The organism is Mesorhizobium sp. M7A.F.Ca.ET.027.03.2.1 (genome assembly GCF_003999175.1).
Classification (GTDB): Bacteria; Pseudomonadota; Alphaproteobacteria; order Rhizobiales; family Rhizobiaceae; genus Mesorhizobium.
This window is the reverse complement of sequence record NZ_RZOM01000700.1, coordinates 1-3,305: the sequence shown is the minus strand read 5'-3', so window position 1 is coordinate 3,305 and position 3,305 is coordinate 1. Positions and strand designations below refer to the sequence as shown.

At 63.0% G+C, this 3,305-nt stretch carries 2 protein-coding genes and 1 pseudogene; all 3 read right to left on the bottom strand.

What is annotated here, in order from left to right:
- Nucleotides 1-1,145: AMP-binding protein (locus EN750_RS25185; RefSeq protein ID WP_189526438.1), on the bottom strand; the 1,145-nt coding region annotated here is incomplete at its 3' end.
- Nucleotides 1,142-3,163, bottom strand: coding sequence for an asparagine synthase (glutamine-hydrolyzing) (gene asnB / locus EN750_RS25180; RefSeq protein WP_127398115.1), 2,022 nt, complete (start codon nucleotides 3,161-3,163; stop codon nucleotides 1,142-1,144). The genes EN750_RS25185 and asnB, both read right to left, overlap by 4 nt.
- A gap of 3 nt (nucleotides 3,164-3,166) precedes the next feature.
- Nucleotides 3,167-3,305: pseudogene (gene nadE, locus EN750_RS40960) on the bottom strand (NAD(+) synthase); the annotation flags it as partial.

The window sequence follows — 3,305 nt, the reverse complement described above, 5'->3', positions numbered from 1 at the left end:
GGCTTACCCCAGTAGCCCTTCATGACCGTTGCCCCGCGAATGACTAGCTGGCCGACGACATTGGGACCGACCCTTCGGTCATCCTCATCGACAATCCACATTTCGGTGTTCGGGATGGCGATCCCCACGCTCAACGGTTTTCGCGCAAGATCTTCCGGCGGAAGATAGGTGCAGCGTTTGCATTCGGTCAGGCCGTACATCGAATAGATGCGAGCATCGGCAAACAGTTCCTGGAGCAGGCGAATGTGCTTGAGCGGCAGTGCCGCGGCAGTGTTCGTGACATACCTTATGCTTGCAAAATCATCTGCCTTCAGCGTCTTGAGATCCGACAGCGCGGCAAAGATGGTTGGCACGCCGGGAAAGCCTGTAACTCTCTCCCTTTCGATGATCGCAAGTATCTGTGCGGGGAAGGCAAACGAGCGCTCGAGGACCAAGCGCGCCCCGGTACGGAATGCCATTATCATCTGATAGAGGCCGTAGTCGAAGGCCAGGGGCAGGACATTGAGGATCACATCGTCTTCGCCAAGTTCGAGGTACGAGGCAATCGACGTGCAGGCTGCCATCATGTTCCTGTGCGTCAGCATCACGCCTTTGGGTTCGCCGGTCGAGCCCGACGTGTAGATGATGGCTGCGAGATCGATATCGATGCGGCGGCGGGCCGGCGCTTTGCCGTGGCCGGCAGCCGCCTCATCCCAGCGCACGGCATGCGGCAATCCCCGGAGCTCGGCGACGTCCACCGGACCGGAGACGATGAGCCGCCGCAGCGAAGGACAGTTACGCGCCGGTTCAGTAAAGATTGCCTGCAAATGTTTGTCGGTGATCAATGCTGCCGGCAGGCAATCGTTGAGCAAATACCCCAGCTTGTCGCTCTTGGTGAGCGGATTGACGATGCACACAACGGCGCTCGCCTTGAGAACCGCCCAGAAGCTGACCACGGTCTCGACGGTGTTGTCGGCGAAGATCATGACGCGGTCACCGGGGGCAACCCCGGACGTGACGAGATGATGGGCGACCGCGTTGGAACGTGTCTCAAGCTCATCATAGGCGAGCCGGTGCCCGCCGCACACCAGCGCCACCTTGTCACCGAGCCGGCCGGCCGAATGGCTGAGGTAGTCGTGCAGCAGAGGGACGGCGCCATGCATCATACCAGCACCTCTTCCCTGTGCAGGCGATCGACATCTATCCTGAGGTCGACCGCACGCCCGCTTGATGGACGGCTTGCGACAAACTGCTGATGGAGGAGCTGCGTCGACAGCACGCCGACCAGCGCCATGTTGTCCGAGTTGGACAGATCGCCATCGCCGGTCTTGGCAGCGCATTTGTCCAGCAGGCGCGCGACCGAGTTCGGATCAAAGACATTCGCCGCGCGCAGGGCAGTCTCAGAGAGTGCTTCGCGGACATAGGCGGGTGCGCTATCGCCCATGAAGCAAAGTGCGTTGGGCGCCCGGTAGGGCTGCTTCTTGCGGGCCACGACTTCCGCGGGGACGATCGATTTCGCCACACGCTTCAGCACGTGTTTCTCATCCAGAATGCGCAGCTTGTAGTCGGCCGGTAGCGAATTCGCCAAGGCCACGAGCTTGTCGTCCAGGAACGGGAAACGCCCTTCGACGGAGTGAGCCATCAGCATCCTGTCTCCTTGCGAGGAGAGCAGGTAGCCCGACATCAGCGTCCTGATCTCAAGGTACTGGTCCTGCGCGAGAGGACCCCATCGTTGGAACTCTTCGGGCAGGCGGCCGAGCAGGTCAGCCACCACGTCGTGGCGCGCCGCTTCGGCATGCATGTCGGCCGAGAACAGCCGTTTGATGGCGCTGGTGGTGCGCCAGCGGGTATCATGCGCGAAGCCGGGCACGCCATATGCATGGAGACCGTGTCCAAAGAACTGGCGTGCCATCGCCTGCTGCTTGACCGGCGAGCGGCTCAGATAAGGATACAGGCGTTCCAGCAGTCGCGCGCGTCGGGCGGAGGCGGGCTGCCGCCCCCAGAAGCGGCGGACCTTGCCTTCCCGGAACAGGTCGTAGCCGGCGAACATCTCGTCGGCCCCCTCGCCGGTCAGCACGACCTTGATGCCATGTTCGCGCACCAGCCTAGAGAGAAGGAACAACGGCGCCGGCGCGGTCCTGAGAATCGGACGCTCGGCGTGACGGATCACATCCGGAAAGATGTCGGCGATGTCGCCACGCGAAACCATCACCTCGTGGTGCTCGCCGCCGCTCGCACTTGCAACCAGCCGCTGGTAACGGGTTTCATCATATTCGGCGTCAGCAAAACGCAACGAGAAGGTCTGGAATGGCGCGCCGGCGAAGCGCCTCCCGAGCATGGCGACAAGTGAGCTGTCGAGCCCGCCGGAAAGGTAGCAGCCGACCGGCACATCCGCCTTCACCATCCTAAGCGCCGTCGCGGCCTGCAAGGCGCCGCGCACTTCGTCCACCGCATCCTCCAGCGAGCCCGTGAAGGTGCAATGGGCCAGGTCCTCGATCTCGGGATAGCAAGGTCTCCAGAAAGCGTGCTCACGAACGCTGCCATTGTCGTAAATGCGGACATGGCCGGGGGTAAGTTCCTGTACTCCCTGAAATACGCCTTGCGGCGGTACGACCGTCCACAGCGTGAAAGTCTGGTCGACCCCCGCCGGATCGAAGGCCCGCGGTATCGCCGGGTCGGCTGCGAAGATGGCCTTAACTTCGCTGGCGAAATGCAGGCGGCCGGCGTGTTCGCACAAATGCAGCGGGCAGATACCGAACCGATCGCGCGACAGGACGAGGCGGCCTGTCAGCGAGTCCCAGATGGCGAGTGCCCACTGCCCGTTCAGCCGCTGGAACGCGCCCACGCCCCAGGCGCGGTAGGCGTGCACGACGACCTCCGTATCGCTGCGGGTGCGGAAACGATGTCCCAGGGCTATGAGTTGGTCACGCAACTCGACGTAATTGAAGATCTCGCCGTTGAACACGATCCAGGTGGTATTGCCTGTGTCGGCGAGGGGCTGCTGTCCGGTCGAGAGATCGATGACCGACAGGCGGGTATGCGCCAGCCCCGCTCGCCTGTCGCGATAAAGGCCGCTTTCGTCCGGACCTCGATGGGAGAGCGCGGCTGCCATTCTCAGAAGCGCGGCTCGTGAAGGAGGCTCCGCAGCCGCGTTCAGCGCCACAATTCCGGCGATGCCGCACATGGGTCAATCCCTGTCCATCGCAGCGGGCAGCTGCGGCCGTGCGTGAAGATAGCGGGCGGCGCGGCGTTTGCTGACGATATCCTTATAGACCTTCTCGACTTGCGCGGCAGTGAGGCCGGCGGCCGCGGCAACCACGCCGGCC

What these genes read in the sequence shown, in the direction of transcription:
- asnB (WP_127398115.1), bottom strand. Translation starts at nt 3,163, where the DNA reads ATGTGCGGCATCGCCGGAATTGTGGCGCTGAACGCGGCTGCGGAGCCT.